This is a genomic window from Micromonospora rifamycinica (genome assembly GCF_900090265.1).
In the GTDB taxonomy this organism is placed as follows: Bacteria; Actinomycetota; Actinomycetes; order Mycobacteriales; family Micromonosporaceae; genus Micromonospora; species Micromonospora rifamycinica.
On sequence record NZ_LT607752.1, the window covers coordinates 6,444,597 to 6,461,992 of the forward strand.

The following is a 17,396-nucleotide window of genomic DNA, read 5'->3' on the forward strand; positions in this document are numbered from 1 at the left end:
CCCCGGTGCGGCCGGCCTCGTGGTGCGGCTCCGCGAGCGCGCTGCGGCTCGGTGCCCCCGGTGCGGCCGGCCTCGCCGTGCCGCTCGGCGGCGCGGGCCGTGCCGAGCGGCGGGGTTGTCGGGGGTACGGACTAGAGTCGCTGCCGTGACAGCTACGACGCCGCGCCTGCTCCTCGTCGACGGACACTCCCTGGCATACCGGGCGTTCTTCGCCCTGCCGGTGGAGAACTTCTCCACCACGACCGGGCAGCCGACCAACGCGGTCTACGGCTTCACCTCGATGCTGATCAACGTGCTCCGCGACGAGCAGCCCACCCACATCGTGGTCGCCTTCGACGTGTCCCGCCGCTCCTTCCGCACCGAGAAGTACGCGGAGTACAAGGCCGGCCGCAGCGAGACCCCGGCCGACTTCAAGGGCCAGGTCAGCCTGGTCAAGGAGGTCCTCGACGCGCTGCGCGTCCCGGTCGTCGAGCGGGAGGGCTACGAGGCCGACGACGTCATCGCCACCCTCGCCTGCCAGGCCCGGGACCAGGGCATGCAGGTGCTGATCAGCACCGGCGACCGGGACGCCTTCCAGCTCGTCGGCGACCAGGTGACGGTGCTCTACCCGCGCAAGGGCGTCTCCGACCTGGCCCGGATGGACCCGGCGGCGATCGAGGCGAAGTACGGCGTCGGCCCGCAGCGCTACCGCGACCTGGCCGCCCTGGTCGGGGAGACCAGCGACAACCTGCCCGGCATCCCCGGCGTCGGCCCGAAGACGGCCGCCAAGTGGATCCAGACGTACGGCGGGGTCGAGGGCGTGGTCGCGCGGGCCGACGAGATCAAGGGCAAGGCCGGCGAGAGCCTGCGTGAGCGGCTCGCCGACGTGATCCGCAACTACGAGATCAACCGCCTGGTCTCCGACCTGGAGCTGCCGATCCGCCCCGAGGACGCCCGCTGGCAGGGCTGGGACCGCGAGGCCGTGCACCAGGTCTTCGACACCCTCCAGTTCCGGATCCTGCGGGACCGGCTCTACCAGTACCTGGAGGCGGTGGAGCCGGAGGCCGAGGCCGGCTTCGACCTGGCCGGCGAGGTGCTCACCGCGCCCGGCGCGCTGGCCGGGTGGCTGGCTGCGCACGCCCCGGCCGGCAGCGCGATCGGGCTGGCCGCCAAGCTGGACACCGGCCCCAACCGGCGGCACACCGCCTCGGTGACCGGCCTGGCCCTGGCCACCGCCGACGGCGCCGCGGCCTGGGTCGACCCGGCCGGTCTGGAGCCCGCCGACGACACCGCGCTGGCCGACTGGCTGGCCGACGCCGGGCGGCCCAAGGTGCTGCACGACAGCAAGCCGGCGCTGCTGGCGTTCGCCGCGCACGGCTGGGCGCTGGCCGGCATCGCCCGGGACACCCAGATCGCCGCCTACCTGGCCCGCCCCGACCAGCGTTCCTACGACCTGACCGACCTCGCCCTGCGCTACCTGCACCGCGAGCTGCGGGTCGACGCCCCGGAGACCGGCCAGCTCACCCTCGACGGGCTGGGCGACGAAGGGGTGGCCGAGCAGAACCTCATGCTCCAGGCGCGGGCCACCCTCGACCTGGCCGACGCGATCGACGCCGAGCTGTCCCGCGACGGCGAGCAGTCCGCCCGGTTGATGGCCGAGGTGGAGCTGCCGCTGATGCGGGTGCTCGCCAACCTGGAGACCACCGGAATCGCCGCCGACACGGACTACCTCTCCGAGCTGGAGGCGCACTTCGCCGCCGAGGTGAAGGCCGCCGCGCAGGGCGCGTACGCGGCGGTCGGCCGGGAGTTCAACCTCGGCTCGCCCAAGCAGCTGCAGGAGATCCTCTTCACCGAGCTGGGCCTGCCCAAGACCAAGAAGATCAAGACCGGTTACACCACCGACGCCGACGCGCTCCAGTGGCTCCACGCGCAGAACCCGCACCCGGTCCTGGGGCACCTGCTGCGCCACCGGGACGTGGCCAAGCTCAAGTCGACGGTCGACGGGCTGCTCAAGTCGGTCTCCGACGACGGCCGGATCCACACCACCTTCAACCAGACCGTCGCGGCCACCGGCCGGCTCTCCTCCACCGAGCCCAACCTCCAGAACATCCCGATCCGTACCGAGGAGGGGCGGCGCATCCGGCGGGCCTTCGTGGTGGGGGAGGGCTACCAGACGCTGCTCACCGCCGACTACAGCCAGATCGAGATGCGGATCATGGCGCACCTGTCGTTGGACGAGGCGCTGATCGAGGCGTTCAACTCCGGCCACGACTTCCACGCCGCCACCGCGTCGTCGGTCTTCGCGGTCCCCGTCGGCGAGGTCACCGCCGACCAGCGCCGCAAGATCAAGGCCATGAACTACGGGCTGGCGTACGGGTTGAGCGCCTTCGGCCTGTCCCAGCAGCTCGGCATCACCGCCGAGGAGGCCCGGGGGCTGATGGAGAACTACTTCGCCGGGTTCGGCGGGGTGCGCGACTACCTGCACGAGGTGGTGGCGCGGGCCCGTCAGGACGGCTACACCTCCACCATCCTGGGCCGCCGCCGCTACCTGCCCGACCTGGTCAGCGACAACCGGCAGCGACGGGAGATGGCCGAGCGGATGGCCCTCAACGCGCCCATCCAGGGCTCGGCGGCCGACATCATCAAGGTCGCCATGCTGCACGTCGACACCGCGCTGCGCGCTGCCGGGCTGCGGTCGCGGATGCTGCTCCAGGTGCACGACGAGCTGGTCTTCGAGGTCGCCCCCGGTGAGCGGGAGGCGCTGGAGGCGCTGGTGCGGCAGGAGATGGGCACCGCGTACCCGCTGTCCGTGCCGTTGGAGGTCTCCGTCGGCGAGGGCCGGGACTGGAACAGCGCCGACCACTAGCCGGCCGCCCGACCCCGGCCGGAGGTGTTCCGGCCGGGTTCATCGTCACCAGGGGGAGAGATGACCACACTCGCCGACCGGCCGCACACCGCGCTGCTCGTCGTCGACGTGCAGAACGGCGTGGTGGCCGGGGCGTTCCGCCGGGACGAGGTCGTCGCCCACGTCGGCGCGCTGGTGGAGCGGGCCCGGCGGGAAGGGGTGCCGGTCGTCTGGGTGCAGCACTGCGACGCCCAGCTCGTCCCGGGTGGCGCCGACTGGCGGATCGTCCCCGAGCTGACGCCGGGGCAGGACGAGCCGAGGGTCGAGAAGCGTTACGGCGACTCCTTCGAGGACACCACGCTGGAGTCGGTGCTGGCCGGGCTGCGGGTCGGCCGGCTCGTCCTGGCCGGTGCGCAGACCGACGTGTGCGTCCGGTCGACCCTGCACGGCGCGTTCGTCCGGGGCTACGACACCATTCTGGTCAGCGACGCCCACACCACGGAGGACATGACGGCCTGGGGTGCCCCGCCGCCGGAGCAGGTCGTCGCGCACACCAACCTCTACTGGTCCCACCAGTCGGCCCCGGGGCGTACGGCCGGCACCGTCGAGACCCGGGACGTCGACTTCACCGCCACCGCCTGACCCCGGTGCCCGGCCGCCCGGTCCACACCTCGGGTTCGTGCCGGGTGGGGGCGGGCCGGTCAGCGCAGCGGGTCGTGGCCCCAGTTCATCAGCGACCAGCGCCACTTCGTCTCCCGGACGTCACCGCCGGGCCGCTGCGCCAGGTGCCGGTGCACGTACCCGATCACCTTGCGCATGTGCCGGTAGTCGGCGGCGGAGAGTTCGGTCCGCTTGCGGCGCAGCAGGTCGACGATCCGCCGACCGGACGCGTGCCCGACCGACTCGCCACCCCCGGCGCGTCCGCCGCTGTGCCAGCCCACCCGCTTGGACTCCTCGGTCTGCAACCAGGCGGACAGCTCGCCGGGTCTCATGTTCACCGCCTCGGTGAACTCCCGGTAGGTCTGCTGCGGATCGTCGGTCCGGCTCACGGCGCACCACCCCCGGCACGCCCCGGGCCCTCGGGACGGACGCGGAACCTCTGCACGGCCATGGCGGCCGGGTACCCGGCGGCGGTGCACCGAAACGACCGGCCCGGAGCCGGGATTCGTCGGGACCGCCCGGTCAGGCGGTGGCCGGCTTCTCGGCGACGAAGATCGCGGTGCCGGGGAAGAGCCGCCCACGCAGCGGGCTCCACTGCCCCCAGGTCTCCCGGTGCCCCGCCGGCCACTCCGGCTCCACCAGGTCGAGCAGGCGGAAACCCGCGCCCACCAGCTCGCGGATCCGGTCGCCGAGGGTCCGGTGCTGCTCCACGTAGCTGGCCACCCCCCGGTCGTCCTGCTCCACGTAGGGCGAGCGGTCGAAGTAGGAGTGCACGGCGGTCAGCCCGCCCTCGCCCGGGTCGTCGAGGAAGACCCAGCGCATCGGGTGGGTGACCGAGAAGACCCACCGCCCGCCGGGGCGCAGCACCCGGTGCACCTCGGCCATCAGCGCGGCCGAGTCGTCGACGAACGGGATCGCCCCGAAGGCGGTGCAGGCGATGTCGAACGACGCCCCGGCGAAGGGCAGGGCCAGGGCGTCGGCCTGCACCAGCGGAACGGGCACCCCGCTGGCGCGGGCGGCGCGGGCGGCGTGCCGCAGCATGCCGGCGGAGAGGTCGAAGGCGACCGGGTGCGCGCCCTGGGTGGCCAGCCAGCGGGCGCAGGCCGCGGCCCCGCAGCCGACCTCCAGGACCCGTCGTCCGGCCAGCTCGCCGAGCAGCCGCACGTCGGCCTCGCGCAACCCCTCGGGGCACCAGCGGAAGTCCACCTCGCCCAGGAACGCGCCGTGCTCGGCCTGGTAGTCGTCGGCGTCGTGGTCCCACCAGCCACGGTTGGCCCGTCGGGTCTCCGTGGCGCCCACCCGGCGGCGGAGCACCCGCTCGTCGTCGCTCACCTGCTCGTTGTCGTGCACCCGCTCACGCTAGGCCCTGGGTGGGTGCCACCTGACGGACCCCGGTGCGCGCGGCGTGCCGGACGGCCGTACGCTGTCGGTCCCGTGAGGTGGAGGTGACGGATGAGACAGCGGAGGTGTCTTCCGACCGAAATCTCCGCTTTCGCAGCTGACGAGGTCGCGAGGACCCGGGAGGGCTTGCACGCTGTGGTAATGCAGCGGGTAGGCTAGACGATGCGCTCGTGGATCGTGTACCTCGGCAGGGAGCAGGTGCGCGGTCGTCGGAGCACCAATGGTCTTCTCTTGGCGATCGTTCGGTGTGCCCGGTGGCGGATCCGCTGGCGCGAACGGGTCACTGCGACACCACGCCTGCTGTGACAACCCATCCGACCGGAGCAACCGCCCACATGACGAGCAGCATCGAGGCCCCCTCGAGCGCCACCCGGGTCACCCACGACGATCTCGGTTCCGAGGAGGCTTTCCTCGCCGCGATCGACGAGACCATCAAGTACTTCAATGACGGCGACATTGTCGAAGGCACCGTCGTCAAGGTCGATCGGGACGAGGTCCTGCTCGACATCGGCTACAAGACCGAGGGCGTCATTCCCTCGCGGGAGTTGTCGATCAAGCACGACGTGGACCCCGCCGAGGTCGTCTCGGTCGGTGACCACATCGAGGCCCTGGTCCTCCAGAAGGAGGACAAGGAGGGTCGTCTGATCCTCTCCAAGAAGCGGGCGCAGTACGAGCGGGCCTGGGGCACGATCGAGAAGATCAAGGACGAGGACGGCGTCGTCCGCGGTTCGGTCATCGAGGTGGTCAAGGGTGGCCTCATCCTCGACATCGGGCTGCGCGGCTTCCTGCCCGCCTCCCTGGTCGAGATGCGGCGGGTGCGTGACCTGCAGCCGTACGTCGGCCGCGAGCTGGAAGCCAAGATCATCGAGCTGGACAAGAACCGCAACAACGTGGTCCTGTCCCGCCGGGCCTGGCTGGAGCAGACGCAGTCCGAGGTTCGCACCGAGTTCCTCAACAAGCTCCAGAAGGGGCAGGTCCGCAAGGGCGTCGTCTCGTCGATCGTCAACTTCGGCGCGTTCGTCGACCTGGGCGGCGTGGACGGCCTGGTGCACGTCTCCGAGCTGTCCTGGAAGCACATCGACCACCCGTCCGAGGTCGTCGAGGTCGGCCAGGAGGTCGAGGTCGAGGTCCTGGACGTCGACCTGGACCGGGAGCGGGTCTCGCTGTCGCTGAAGGCGACCCAGGAGGACCCGTGGCGGCAGTTCGCCCGCACCCACGCGATCCAGCAGATCGTGCCGGGTAAGGTCACCAAGCTGGTCCCGTTCGGTGCGTTCGTCCGGGTGGACGACGGCATCGAGGGCCTGGTCCACATCTCCGAGCTGGCCGAGCGTCACGTGGAGATCCCGGAGCAGGTCGTCCAGGTGGGCTCCGAGGTGATGGTCAAGGTCATCGACATCGACCTGGAGCGTCGCCGGATCTCGCTGTCGCTCAAGCAGGCCAACGAGGGCTTCGTCGAGGGCGAGGAGCACTTCGACCCGACCCTCTACGGCATGGCCGCGACGTACGACACCGAGGGCAACTACATCTACCCGGAGGGCTTCGACCCGGAGACGGGCGAGTGGCTCGAGGGGTACGACAAGCAGCGCGAGACCTGGGAGAACCAGTACGCCGAGGCGCGTCAGCGCTGGGAGGCCCACACCAAGCAGGTGCAGACCTCCCGGGCCGCCGACGCCGAGGCCGCCGCCAACCCGGCGCCTCCGGTCGCCACCGGTGGCACCACCACCTCGACCAGCTCGTCGGCCCCGAGCCGGCAGGCCGAGGAGCCGGCCGGCACGCTGGCCACCGACGAGGCGCTCGCCGCCCTGCGGGAGAAGCTCGCCGGCGGCAAGTGATCCGTAAGCTGCCTCCCACCCGGTACGACGTCTGACGTCACCCCCGGTCCGGGTCGCCGCTGACACAGAAGCCCCGTCCCCGATCCGCCACGCGGATCGGGGACGGGGCTCTGTGCCGTTCCCGGCCGCCGCCGCTCCCGTCCCGCGACGGGACGGGACGGGACGATCGACTCAGGGGTGGCGATGTTGCGGTCCAGGTGACATCGGATACCGCTACCTCGCCGACTGTGCGGGACGCCCCGGGCGCGCCGGGCTGGGTGAGGCGGTCCGACTCGGTGTGGTGGGTCGGTGTGGTGTGGCGGACGCCGATCCGGTTGACTGGGTCGGTGTTGAGGGTGGGACTGACCGGGGGCATCGGGTCCGGTAAGAGCGCGGTGGCGGCGCGACTGGCCGCGCTGGGCGCGGTGATCGTCGACTCCGACCGGATCGCCCGCGAGGTGGTCGCGCCGGGGAGCGACGGGCTGGCGGCCGTCGTCGCCGCCTTCTCCGACCGGGTGCTGGCCGCCGACGGGACGCTGGACCGGGCCGCGTTGGGCGCGCTGGTCTTCGCCGACGGGGCCGCCCGTCACCGGTTGGAGGAGATCACCCATCCCCGGGTCCGGGCCCGGTCGGCGGAACTCTTCGCCGCGGCGCCCCCGGACGCGGTGGTGGTCAACGACGTACCGCTGCTGGTGGAGGTGGGGCTCGCGCCGACGTACCACCTGGTGGTGGTGGTGCGGACGGCGGTGGCCACCCGGCTGCAGCGGTTGGCGCGGGACCGGGGGATGTCCCGGGCGGAGGCCGAGCGGCGGATCGCCGCCCAGGCCGACGACGCCCGCCGCGCCGCCGCCGCCGACGTGCTGCTCGACAACGACGGCGGCCTCGACGACCTGCACGCCGCGGTGGACGCCCTGTGGCGGGACCGGCTGCTGCCCTACGAGCGCAACGTGCGGGAGCACCGGGTGGCCGGGGAACCGGTGGTGGTACGGCCCGAGCCGGATCCGACCTGGCCGCAGCAGTACGCCCGGCTCGCCGCCCGGATCCGGCACGCGCTGGCCCCGGCCGACCTGCGTCTCGACCACGTCGGCTCGACCGCCGTCCCCGGACTGGCCGGCCGGGACGTCGTCGACGTGCAGGTGACCGTGCCGTCGCTGGCAGAGGCGGACGGCCCGCTGGCCCAGCGGCTCGCCGACGCCGGCTTCCCGAGGCTGCCCGGCCGGTGGTGGGACTGCCCCCGGACGGCGGTCGGCAGGGGCCGGGCCGGCGACGAGGGCGGGACGGGTGACGACGGCTGGGAGAAGCGGTGGCACGGCAGCGCCGATCCGGGCCGCGCGGTCCAGGTGCATCTGCGAGTGGCCGGCTCGCCCGGCTGGCGGCACGCCCTGCTGATGCGTGACCACCTGCGCGCCGATCCCGACCGGCGGGCCGCCTACCTGCTGGTGAAGCGGGAGTTGGCGGCCTCGGCACCGGCCGGCGTCGAGGCCGACACCGCCGCCGACCCGTGGTTCGACGAGGAGTACCTGCGCGCCGAGGCGTGGGCCGCGCAGACCGGCTGGCGCCCCTGACGGGTCCGGGTCCACCCACCGACCCGTCACGCGTCGACCGTGCCGGTGTCCGGGCCGACCGGGCGTTCAGCCGGCCCGGACCGGCCCGCCGGCCTTCCCCGGCGGGGACGCGGCCCGGGGTGGCTTCGGGCCGGCTGGCTTCGGGGCGGGCGGGGTGACTCCGGCCGGCAGTGGTCCGGGTGTCAGGTCCAGCTGCGCCCACGCCCCACCGGCGGTGCGCAGTTCCAGCCGTCGGGGGAATCCGGACCGGTCCAGCCAGTACCGCAGGCACTGGCCCCGGTGGCGTACCTCGAACACGTCCACGGGCCGGTCGGCCCGCCGGTCGCCCCGGATGCGTACCGTCGCGTCGGCCGGTGGGGGCGGCCCGCCGGCCCGGAGCGCGGTGTCGACCAGCATGTCCAGTTCGTCGGCCGGTCGTCCGGCGAGCCGCCAGCCGACGTCGGGCGGGGGCGGCAGCGGCGGTCCGGGGGCCGCGGTGCCCGGTTCCACCGGTACGTCCGCACGGGCGAAGCCGGCCCGGTCCCGGCGGAGCAGCGTACGGCGGCCGAGCGTGTCCAGCTCGGCCACCGACAGGTAGGCGACCCCGGCGGACCAGCTCAGCCAACCGGTGCCCCGCAGGTTGGCGGTGCCGCCGAGCGGTGCCGCGACGGTGACGGCGGCCCCGGGTCCGGTACGTAACCGGGTGGCCAGCCGGCCCAGCCGGGCGGCCTCCTCGTCGGTGGGCGCCCGGGGCAGCCCGGACCGGCCACCGAGCGCGTCGACCGGCCACAGCGCCGGCCGGTCGGCGTGGTCCAGCTCCACGGTGATCGGAAGGCCGTCGGCCAGCCGTCCCGCCCAGCGACGCAGCCGGGCGTCCCGGTCCACCCACCAGCGGGGGTCCGCCCCGCCGGCCGTCGGCTGCCCGGGGGACGCGCCGGCCGGACCGGTCGGCGTGCCGTCGGTCCGGCCGGTGGGCGGCCAGGCCGCCTGGAGGACGTCCACCTGTTCGCCACCGACGGTGTCCCGGCCGAGCCAGCGTCCACCCCCGGCCCGCAGTGGTTCCACGGCCCCGGTCCGGTCGGCGGCGAGCCCGAACAGGACGGCGAGCGCCCCGGCCAGGCCCCGGCCGGCCGGCAGGCTCCGGAGCCGCCACCGGTCCCCGGGCGGGACCAGCGGCGGCCGGGCCGGGGCGACGATCACCGTGGGGTCGGGGCGGTGCACCACCGCGGTCGGGGTGGCCTGCACCAGACCCCGGTCCCGGCCCGCCCCCGGACCACCGACGCCGAGGTAGGCCAACGGACGGGACCAGTCGACCCAGCCGATCAGGTCGGTACGGCCGGCGCCGGTGCCGAGGACCACCCGCACCCCGGCCCGGACGTCCCGGTAGGTGGCGACCCGGGCGGCGGCCAGCCGTTCGGCCTCGTCGCCGGTCAGCGCGCGGGCCGCCTCCGTCGGGGCGGGCGTCCAGCTGAGCAGGCCGGCCACCAGGGCGACGGCGGAGGAGACGGCGACCACCCCCAGCGCGACCAGGGTGACCCGCCGCCGCCCGGGGGCGCTGTCGTCGACGCTCGCCACCGGGGGCACGGTGCTCCGTCGGCCGGCTGACCGGTGGTGCCCGCCGGGTCGTCGTCGACCCGGGCCGGCGGGTGGGGCACCGGTGGTCCCCCGGGGGTGTCGTGGCCGGTCGGGCGAGGTCTCCACGTGTGGTTGAACGGGCCGGGAGCGGGCTCGTAACGGCGGTGGGCGTGCCGGTGCGGGCGGTGGGCTCCCGGCGGCAGTCGGATCCGGCGGCGCGGGCGCGGGCGGCGTCCCTGGGGACGGGTGGTGGGGGCGTTCCGGAGGGCGGCAGGGGCACGCTGAGGGGACAGGGGCGCTGCAGGGGCGTACCGGGGTGATCGAGGGGTGACACAGGCGCTGAGGGCGACAGGGAGCGCTGAGGATGCAGGGGCGCTCGCGGCGGCCGGTCTGCGCCAGGGGCGCGACCACGCCGGGGCGCGCACGCCGGTGATGTCCGGGTGCTGCGACCCCAGGGTGCCGGGCGGTGCGAGCCTGTCGAGGGCCCGGCCTCCGCCGCGGTCGGCCGCCGCGAGCGGCCTACGGTGTCCAGGCTAGCCCTCCCGGATGTGGGCCACAATGGCAATATCGAAGCTGATCACAGGCTTGGTCAAGGTCGCGGTGAAGTGTCGGACCTGCGGCGTACCGTGGGAACCATGGCGCTCGACATTCCCCGGCTCGACGGTCGTTTCCAGGTCGTCAGCGATTTCCAGCCGGCCGGCGACCAGCCGGCAGCCATCGATGATCTTGAGCGTCGGGTGCGGCGTGGCGACCGCAACACCGTGCTGCTCGGCGCCACCGGCACCGGCAAGAGCGCCACCACGGCGTGGCTGGTCGAGCGGCTGCAACGGCCGACCCTGGTGCTCGCCCCCAACAAGACGCTCTGCGCTCAGCTCGCCAAGGAGTTCAGCGAGCTGCTCCCGCACAACTCGGTGGAGTACTTCGTCTCCTACTACGACTACTACCAGCCCGAGGCCTACATCCCGCAGACCGACACCTACATCGAGAAGGACTCCTCGATCAACGAGGAGGTGGAGCGGCTGCGGCACAAGGCGACCATGTCGCTGCTCACCCGGCGGGACACGATCGTGGTGGCCACCGTGTCGGCCATCTACGGCCTGGGTACCCCCGAGGAGTACCTCGACCGGGCCGTCCGGATCGCCGTCGGGCAGGAGCTGGACCGCGACCAGCTGCTACGCCGGCTGGTCGACATCCAGTACACCCGCAACGACATGGCCTTCCAGCGCGGCACCTTCCGGGTCCGCGGCGACACCCTGGAGATCATCCCGGCGTACGAGGAGCTGGCGGTCCGGATCGAGCTGTTCGGTGACGAGGTGGAGAAGCTCTACTACCTCAACCCGCTCACCGGCGACGTCGTCAAGGAGGTCGACCACCTGCTGATCTTCCCGGCCACCCACTACGCGGCGGGGCCGGAGCGGATGGAGCGGGCGACCCGGGACATCGAGGCCGAGCTGGGGGAGCGGCTGGCCGAGCTGGAACGGCAGGGCAAGCTGCTGGAGGCCCAGCGGCTGCGCATGCGGACCACCTACGACCTGGAGATGATGCGCCAGGTCGGGTTCTGCTCCGGCATCGAGAACTACTCCATGCACATCGACGGCCGGTTGCCCGGCAGCCCGCCGCACTGCCTGCTCGACTACTTCCCGGACGACTTCCTCACCGTGGTCGACGAGTCGCACGTCACCATCCCGCAGATCGGCGGCATGTTCGAGGGGGACGCCTCGCGCAAGCGGATGCTGATCGACCACGGGTTCCGGCTGCCCAGCGCCGCCGACAACCGCCCGCTGCGCTTCGACGAGTTCCTCGAGCGGGTCGGTCAGCTCGTCTTCCTGTCGGCCACGCCGGGCCCGTGGGAGATGGAGCAGGCCCAGGGCGAGTTCGTCGAGCAGGTCATCCGGCCGACCGGCCTGATCGATCCGGAGGTCGTGCTCAAGCCGACCAAGGGGCAGATCGACGACCTGATGCACGAGATCAAGCTGCGTACCGAGCGCGACGAGCGGGTGCTGGTCACCACGCTGACCAAGAAGATGGCCGAGGACCTGTCCGACTACCTCCTGGAGAACGGCATCCGGGTGCGCTACCTGCACTCCGAGGTCGACACCCTGCGCCGGGTGGAGCTGCTGCGCGAGCTGCGCAAGGGCGACTACGACGTGCTGGTCGGCATCAACCTGCTCCGGGAGGGCCTCGACCTGCCGGAGGTCTCCCTGGTGGCGATTCTGGACGCCGACAAGGAGGGCTTCCTGCGCAGCGGTCGGTCGCTGATCCAGACCATCGGCCGGGCCGCCCGCAACGTCTCCGGCCAGGTGCACATGTACGCCGACAAGATCACCCCGTCGATGGCGGCGGCGATCGACGAGACCAACCGCCGCCGGGCCAAGCAGATCGCGCACAACGAGGCGCACGGGATCAGCCCCGAGCCGCTGCGCAAGAAGATCCACGACATCCTCGACGACATCTACCGCGAGGCGGAGGACACCGAGAACGCCCGGGTCGGTGGGGCGGCCCGGCAGCTCTCCCGGGGCAAGGCGCCGGTCAAGGAGACCCGCAGCCGTGGTCGGGCCGGCGTGGACACCCCGTCCCGGGAGGGGATGGCCCGGGCCGACCTGGCGCAGCTGATCCAGGAGCTCAACGATCAGATGCTCGCCGCCGCCCGCGAGCTGCAGTTCGAGCTGGCCGCCCGGATCCGCGACGAGGTGGCCGACCTGAAGAAGGAGCTGCGGGGAATGGACGCCGCCGGGGTCAGGTGAGGGCGCCGCGTCGCCGGGCGTACGCTGCCGGGCGGGGAACGGTCGAACCGCCTGGCAGCGGAGGGGATCCGAATCCGACTCGGATGCACATTGCAGCGTGCGAGCGAGGTGTTGCCCTGGGTGATGATCCTGCGTACCCTCCCTCGTGGGGAGGCTGGGATGCCATTGTCATCGAGTCCTGTCATTCGACGTGCGCGGCTCGGCGCCGAGCTGCGCCAGTTGCGCAGACGGGAGGCGCTGACGCTGGAGCAGGTGTGTACCCGGTTGGGCTGGGCCTCCACATCGAAGCTGTCCCGCATCGAGCTGGGGCAGAGCCGACCGGATCTGGCCGACGTGCTCGACCTGCTGGACGTCTACGAGGTCCCGTCACCGCAGCGTGAGGCGCTGATCGTCATCGCCCGGGACGCGGCGACCGGTCGCGGCTGGTGGAAGGCGCTCGGCGAGATGAGCGAGCGGCAACGCACCTACGCCGAGCTGGAGGCAGGTGCGGCGAGCATCGTGGAGTACCAGCCGGCGGTACTGCCCGGTCTGCTCCAGGCGCCCGGCTACGCCCGGCTGCGGATCACGGCCGGTCGACTGCTGCATCCGGACATCGACGTCGAGGCCGATCTGCGGGCCAGGCTCACCCGGCAGGCGGTGTTGCGCCGGCCCGATCCGCCGCGGTACACCGCCCTGCTCGACGAGCGGGCCTGCGACCCCGGCGACCTGCCCGCCGACGTCTGGCGCGAGCAGGTGGACCAGTTGCTGGCGATGGCCGAGCTGCCGCACGTGACGATCCGGGTGGTGCCCGGTACGGCGGTCCCGCCCGGCGGGGCCTACCCGTTGACGGCCTTCTCGTGCTACTCGTTCCCCGACCCGGCCGACCCGCGCACGGTGATGCTGGAGGCGATGACCACCGACGTCCGGCTGGCCTCCGACGCGGACGTCAGCCGGTACGACCGGATGACCGGTTGGCTCTCCGCCGCCGCGCTGAGCCCGGCGGAGACGGTGGAGCTGTTCTGCCGTCGGGCCGCCGACCTCGCGGCCGATCCGGCCGCCGGCCCGGCCGTCGCCCTGTCGGGCGACGACGAGGCTGCCCGGGACGAGCAGGCGGCCGACGAGGAGGCCGGTGACGTCGTGCCCGGGGATCCGGAGGCCACCCGGCGGACGGCCGTTCCGGGGCTCACCCGTAGCGGTTGAACCCACCCTCGGAGTCGATGACCTGACCGGTGATCCAGCCCGCCTCCGGCGAGCAGAGGAACCGGACCAGCCGCGCCGCGTCCTCGGCCGTTCCCCAGTGCCCGGTGGGGAAGCGCGCCGCCACGGCGGCGTGCGCGTCCGGTGCGGCGTAGCCGGTGTCGGTCGGGCCGGGGTTGAGGCAGTTGACGGTGATCCCGCGGGGCATGAGCAGCGGGGCGAGCTGGGCGGTGAGGTTCTCCACGCCGGCCTTGCTGGCCGCGTAGGCCAACTCGGTCGGCATCGGGCCGAGCCGCTGGCCGCTGGAGAAGAGCACCAGCCGGCCCCCTGCCCCGGCGGTGAAGGCGGCGCTGAACGCGTCGGCCAGCAGCAGGGTGGCCCGCACGTTCACCAGCAGGTGCCGGTCGATCTGGTCCGCCACCAGCTCGCCCAGGCGGGTCGGGTGGGAGTGCGCGTGTGCCGCCACCACCGCGTCGAGTCGGCCGTGCCGGCGTACCGCCTCCGCGACGAGCGCCGCCGGGGCGGCGGGGTCGAGCAGGTCGGCGGTCACGTGGTCGGCGGCGCCGCCCAGCTCGGCCAGGAGCGCCGGTACACCGTCCGGGTCGCCACCGTAGGGCTGGCCGTCGTCGTAGCCGGGCAGGCCGGTGAGGAGCAGCCGGTGTCCGTCGGCGGCGAGGGTGCGGGCGACCGCCGCCCCGATGCCGATCCGTCGACTCACCCCGGTCACCAGGAACACCCGCTCAGCCATGCCGGCCAGTGAACCGGACCGGCCGGTCCGGACGCCACGGGTTATCCGTCGCCGACCCGTGCCGGCAGGGGTGGTCACCGCGTGGACCACCGGACCCGGCACCCCCGAACGCGTCGGGGCCGGTGTGCCTCGCGTGCGCCGGAGGATAACCCGGGGGTACGACAGTTCCGGTCGAGTCGGGATCGACCAGAGTGGATTCGTTCCTCAGGCCGGTACGTCGACGAAGTGCTCGACCCGGGGCGGGGCGGCGAAGTGCGGGCCGATCAGCGCGCGCCACCTGTCGAAGGCCTCGGTGCCCCGGAAGTTCTGCTCGTGGGCCTGCACCGAGTCCCACTCGACCAGCAGGACGAACCGCGAAGGGCTTTCGATGCCCCGGGTCATCCGGACCGAGCGGCAGCCCTGGACGGCGACGATGATCGCGTGCGCCTGCGCGTAGGCGGCGGCGAAATCATCCTCGTGGCCGGGTGTTACGTCGATGAGCGCGACCTCAAGCACCATGTCCGACAGCCTGCCACGTCACCCCGTCCGGCCGCCGTGCCGGGGGCGACTCCGTCACCGGCTGGCCGACGGCGGGCACCGATCACCCCTAGTCTCCTAGGACGCACTGCGCGATGTGCCGGGCGTGAGGGGCCAGGCGGGTGCCCGAACGTGACGCTGTCGGCAATGCGGGCCGCAGGAGATGCGCCCGTGGCCCTCGATGGTGAACAATGGCGGCCGAGGAGGGGAGTATTCCCCCGCGACGGAGTCGTCAGCACGGTCGAGCGTCACCCCCGGCGATCGACCCGGCTCCGCCGGTCGGCGTCCCGTTCGCGGGTCACCGGCGGAAGAGACCTCCGACAGTCACCAGTGTGTGCGTCGTCGCCCACCCCGCCGTCACGCGGCGTACGGTGTGCCCGACGCCGCGTGTCTGCCGGAGGAATGGATTGAACGTGTCCGGAATGGTGTGGGCGGGAACCCTCGTCGCACTCACGGCGGTGCTCCTCGTCGACCTCTTCATCATCGGTCGCCGGCCGCACGAGCCGAGCGTCCGCGAGTCGAGCCTCTGGGTCAGCTTCTACGTCGGCCTGGCCCTGCTCTTCGGGGCCGGCCTGTGGGTCACCGCGGGCGGCAACGTGGCCGGCCAGTTCTACACCGGTTGGTTGACCGAGTACAGCCTCTCGGTGGACAACCTCTTCGTCTTCGTGATCATCATGGCCCGGTTCGGGGTACCCCGGAAATACCAGCAGAAGGTGCTGCTCGTCGGCATCGTGCTGGCCCTGGTCATGCGGGGCGGCTTCATCGCCGCCGGGGCGGCGCTGCTCGCCCAGTTCTCCTGGGTGTTCTACATCTTCGGCGCGTTCCTGATCTACACGGCGATCAACCTGGCCCGCCAGGGGGAGCCGGAGGAGGACGAGTTCAAGGAGAACGTGCTGATCCGGTGGAGCCGCAAGGCGCTGCCGATCTCACGGGACTACGACGGCGCGAAGCTCACCACCCACCAGGCCGGTCGGCGGTTGTTCACGCCGATGCTGGTGGTGATGATCGCGATCGGCACGACCGACCTGATCTTCGCGCTGGACTCGATCCCGGCGATCTTCGGGATCACCCAGGAGCCCTACCTGGTCTTCACCGCGAACGTCTTCGCGCTGATGGGCCTGCGGCAGCTCTACTTCCTGGTCGGCGGACTGCTCGACCGGCTGGTCTACCTGAGCTACGGGCTGGCGGTGGTGCTCGGCTTCATCGGCGTGAAGCTGGTGCTGGAGGCGCTGGCCGACAACAACCTGCCGTTCCTCAACGACGGCGAGCCGGTCGGCTGGGCACCGCACATCCCGATCTGGTTGTCGTTGACGGTCATTCTCGGGTGTCTCGCCGTGGCGACGGCGGCCAGCCTGGTCAAGTCGGCCCGGGACCGGCGCCGCGAGCTGGTCGACGTCCACCGCTGACCGGGGCCGGGCAGGGGCGTCGCCGTACCCGGCGGCGTTCCTGCCCGGTCAGACCCGGTGCGCGCCGACCAGGGTGGCGACCCGGTCGGGCGGCAGCGGCTCCGCCAGCACCCGCTGCTGCCGGTAGCAGGCGTGCAGCATCCGGGGTCCACTGCCGGCGGTGACCAGACCGACGTGGTGGATGCCCCGTCCGGGTCGGGCGAAGAAGTAGAGGTCACCGGGGCGTTCCTCGCCGGCCGGTACGGGCGTGGTGACCGCCGCCTGGTCGTCGGCGTCCCGGGGCAGCGGCACGCCGAAGCGCCGCCAGGCCAGATGGACCAGGCCGGAACAGTCGATCCCGTGCCCGGAGAGCCCGCCCCAGACGTACGCGACGTCCCGCAGCCGGGCGGCGACGGCCAGCACGTCGTCGGCCGACGGCGCCACGGCCGGCAGGCCGGCGACGTCCACCTCGGGCACCCACAGCGGGTCGGGGCGACCCGGCACCCGGACCGGTCGCCATCCGCCGACGGCCGGACCCAGGGGAGGGAGCCGGGTGCCGAGGACGACCCCGGGCAGGGCCACCGGGCCACCCGGTGCGGCGCGCAGGTCGGTGCTGACCGCGTCGACGACCAGCGGTGCGGGCGGGTCGCCGGCCCTCCGGTCGCGGGTCGCCGGGGCCGGGGCGAGCTGCGCGGTGGGCAGCCACCCGGGATAGCCGCGCGGGTCACGGCGGGGAGCGGCCTGTTCCACCGCGACCACCTCGGCCCAGCCGCCAGGGAGTACCGCGGTGACCAGCACCCGCTCGCCGAGCAGCAGTTGGCTGAGCACGCAGTCGCCGACCCGCTGGGCGGCGTCCATGCCGGTGATCCAGCCGTCGGTGTCGGAGGGCACCGCCAACGCCGGCCGGTCGACCGGCCGGGTGGCCGCCGGGTCTGTCCAGAGGGTGGCGACAGCTACCCGTACCAGGGCCTCGCGGCCCGGCTCCAACTCCACGTCGACCTCCGGCTCACGT

The 17,396-nt window shown here is 73.0% G+C and carries 12 protein-coding genes and 1 pseudogene; 7 read left to right on the forward strand and 6 right to left on the reverse strand.

Annotated elements, in window-relative coordinates:
• The first annotated feature begins 145 nt into the window (after nucleotides 1-145).
• Both polA and GA0070623_RS27375 read left to right on the forward strand, forming a co-directional pair.
• Nucleotides 146-2,845, forward strand: coding sequence for a DNA polymerase I (polA, locus tag GA0070623_RS27370; protein ID WP_067304005.1), 2,700 nt, complete (start codon nucleotides 146-148; stop codon nucleotides 2,843-2,845).
• A 60-nt stretch (nucleotides 2,846-2,905) separates the two neighbouring features.
• Nucleotides 2,906-3,466 (forward strand): cysteine hydrolase family protein, encoded by a 561-nt coding sequence (locus GA0070623_RS27375; protein WP_067304008.1) that lies wholly within the window; start codon nucleotides 2,906-2,908, stop codon nucleotides 3,464-3,466.
• Nucleotides 3,467-3,528: 62 nt separating this feature from the next.
• Here the strand turns inward: GA0070623_RS27375 and GA0070623_RS27380 are convergent.
• Nucleotides 3,529-3,873 (reverse strand): annotated as a pseudogene (locus GA0070623_RS27380) (DUF3140 domain-containing protein); the annotation flags it as partial.
• Nucleotides 3,874-4,006: 133 nt separating this feature from the next.
• Entirely contained in the window at nucleotides 4,007-4,816 is an 810-nt protein-coding gene (locus tag GA0070623_RS27385; RefSeq protein ID WP_067304057.1) for a class I SAM-dependent methyltransferase, read from the reverse strand.
• A gap of 404 nt (nucleotides 4,817-5,220) precedes the next feature.
• Between GA0070623_RS27385 and rpsA the strand changes: the two genes are divergently transcribed.
• Together rpsA and coaE are read left to right on the forward strand one after the other, a co-directional pair.
• The gene (gene rpsA, locus GA0070623_RS27390) at nucleotides 5,221-6,717 is read left to right on the forward strand and encodes a 30S ribosomal protein S1 (RefSeq protein WP_067304014.1); all 1,497 of its coding nucleotides are present in this window, start codon (nucleotides 5,221-5,223) and stop codon (nucleotides 6,715-6,717) included.
• 326 nt (nucleotides 6,718-7,043) lie between these two features.
• Entirely contained in the window at nucleotides 7,044-8,261 is a 1,218-nt protein-coding gene (gene coaE, locus GA0070623_RS27395; RefSeq protein WP_067304060.1) for a dephospho-CoA kinase, read from the forward strand.
• A gap of 66 nt (nucleotides 8,262-8,327) precedes the next feature.
• Here coaE and GA0070623_RS27400 read toward each other — a convergent pair whose 3' ends face one another.
• Entirely contained in the window at nucleotides 8,328-9,815 is a 1,488-nt protein-coding gene (locus GA0070623_RS27400) for a hypothetical protein (RefSeq protein WP_157517474.1), read from the reverse strand.
• 635 nt (nucleotides 9,816-10,450) lie between these two features.
• On the opposite strand from GA0070623_RS27400, the gene uvrB reads away from it, so the two are divergent.
• Nucleotides 10,451-12,559 (forward strand): excinuclease ABC subunit UvrB, encoded by a 2,109-nt coding sequence (uvrB, locus tag GA0070623_RS27405; RefSeq protein ID WP_067304063.1) that lies wholly within the window; start codon nucleotides 10,451-10,453, stop codon nucleotides 12,557-12,559.
• Nucleotides 12,560-12,718: 159 nt separating this feature from the next.
• The gene (locus tag GA0070623_RS27410; RefSeq protein WP_084261128.1) at nucleotides 12,719-13,738 is read left to right on the forward strand and encodes a helix-turn-helix domain-containing protein; all 1,020 of its coding nucleotides are present in this window, start codon (nucleotides 12,719-12,721) and stop codon (nucleotides 13,736-13,738) included.
• Here GA0070623_RS27410 and GA0070623_RS27415 read toward each other — a convergent pair.
• A complete protein-coding gene (locus tag GA0070623_RS27415) occupies nucleotides 13,722-14,483 on the reverse strand; it encodes an SDR family oxidoreductase (protein ID WP_067304067.1) in 762 nt (253 codons plus the stop codon). The genes GA0070623_RS27410 and GA0070623_RS27415 overlap by 17 nt on opposite strands.
• 204 nt (nucleotides 14,484-14,687) lie before the next feature.
• Entirely contained in the window at nucleotides 14,688-14,981 is a 294-nt protein-coding gene (locus GA0070623_RS27420) for an antibiotic biosynthesis monooxygenase family protein (protein WP_067304019.1), read from the reverse strand.
• A 425-nt stretch (nucleotides 14,982-15,406) separates the two neighbouring features.
• On the opposite strand from GA0070623_RS27420, the gene GA0070623_RS27425 reads away from it, so the two are divergent.
• Nucleotides 15,407-16,405, forward strand: a complete 999-nt coding sequence (locus tag GA0070623_RS27425) for a TerC family protein (protein ID WP_067304022.1) — start codon at nucleotides 15,407-15,409, stop codon at nucleotides 16,403-16,405.
• A 48-nt stretch (nucleotides 16,406-16,453) separates the two neighbouring features.
• On the opposite strand, the gene GA0070623_RS27430 is transcribed toward GA0070623_RS27425, so the two are convergent.
• Entirely contained in the window at nucleotides 16,454-17,377 is a 924-nt protein-coding gene (locus tag GA0070623_RS27430; protein ID WP_067304025.1) for a C40 family peptidase, read from the reverse strand.
• Nucleotides 17,378-17,396 lie beyond the last annotated feature (19 nt).